At 62.0% G+C, this 1452-nt stretch carries 1 protein-coding gene; it reads right to left on the reverse strand.

From position 1 onward, the window contains the following. Nucleotides 1–94: 94 nt before the first annotated feature. Complete coding sequence (locus MHX66_RS10445; protein ID WP_239202857.1) at nt 95–1333, reverse strand: IS256 family transposase; 1239 nt, start codon at nt 1331–1333, stop codon at nt 95–97. Between the last annotated feature and the right edge of the window lie 119 nt (nt 1334–1452).

A 1452-nucleotide genomic window follows, 5' to 3' on the forward strand; every position in this document is an offset into this window, starting at 1 on the left:
GGTCAAGTCCACGCGAGTGGTGTATCTGCCCTTTCGATAAAATAGGCAGCATGACGATCTCAGGGACCGGCACGAGCCCGGTGTTGCGACTGGCTCATGCGACCTCCTGAGTGGCTTCGCCGGTGTCGATGACGTTGGCGTTCATCATGGTCTTCGTCTGGTCCAGGGCCGTCAGCGACATGTAGCGCTTCTGCTGGATCCAGTCATCGTGCTGCTCAGCCAGCACCGCCCCGACCAGGCGCACGACGGCATCTCGGTTCGGGAAGATCCCCACGACGTCGGTGCGCCGGCGGATCTCCCGGTTCAACCGCTCGGTGGGGTTGTTCGACCAGACCTTCGTCCACACCGTCCTTGGCGTGTTCGTGAACGCCAGCAGCTCGTCGAGCGCTTCCTCGAGGTAGTCCGCGACATGGGGGAACTTCTGCTCACAGAAGCCCACCACCTCCCGTGCCTGATCCCACACAGCCTGGGCGTCAGGTTGCTGGAAGATCGTGTGGAACATCGCCGACAAGGTCGGCCATTGGCTTTTGGGCACCAGCCCGGAGAGGTTCTTAGCGAAATGCGTGCGACACCGTTGCCAGGAGGCGTTCGGCAGGACCTCGCCGATGGCGTGCTGGATGCCCAAGTGTGCGTCGCTGGTGACCAGGTAGACGTCGTTTAGGCCGCGGGCTTTCAGGTCGCGGAAGAAACCGGTCCAGGAGGCCACGGACTCGGATGTGGCGACCTGCATGCCGAGTAGTTCGCGGTAGCCTTCCGCGTTCACGCCGGTGGCCAGCAGCACGGAGGTTTTCACGACCCGTCCGCCTTCACGCACCTTCATGGTCAACGCGTCGCAGGAAACATAGAGGTAGGGGCCGGTATCCAGGGGTCGGGTGCGGAAATCTTCCACCATCTGATCGAGATCTTTGGCCATCTCGGAGACCTGCGATTTTGAGAGGTTGTTGATCCCCAGGGTGGCGACGAGGTCGTTCATCCTGCGGGTGGAGACGCCTTTGAGGTAGCAGGTGGCGATCACGGTGGTCAGGGCACGTTCGGCCCGGGTGCGTCGTTCCAGCAGCCAGTCCGGGAAGAACGAGCCGGTTCTGAGTTTGGGCACGGCGACGTCGATGGTGCCGACTCTGGTGTCGAGGTTTCGGTGGCGGTAGCCGTTGCGGACGTTGGTGCGCGCATCACTGACGGTGGCGTAGTCGGCGCCGCAGATCTGGTCGGCCTGGGTCGAGAGGATCTGGTTGATGAACCCTTGGAGCATCTCGCGCATCAGATCCGGGGAGGCTTGAGCCAGTAGTTCGTCGAGGTAGGTGGTGGGGTCGATAGAATGGGGGCCAGCGGCCATCGTGGTTTCCCTTTCGAGGAAGTGTGGTTACGGATTCGAAAGGTGCTGCGGTGGTCGCCTCGTGCATTCATAAGGTCGTCACCGGCAGCTACAGATACACCACACTAAAGGACGCAACC

It is taken from the genome of Corynebacterium sp. ACRPH (assembly GCF_022347285.1).
Lineage (GTDB): Bacteria > Actinomycetota > Actinomycetes > Mycobacteriales > Mycobacteriaceae > Corynebacterium.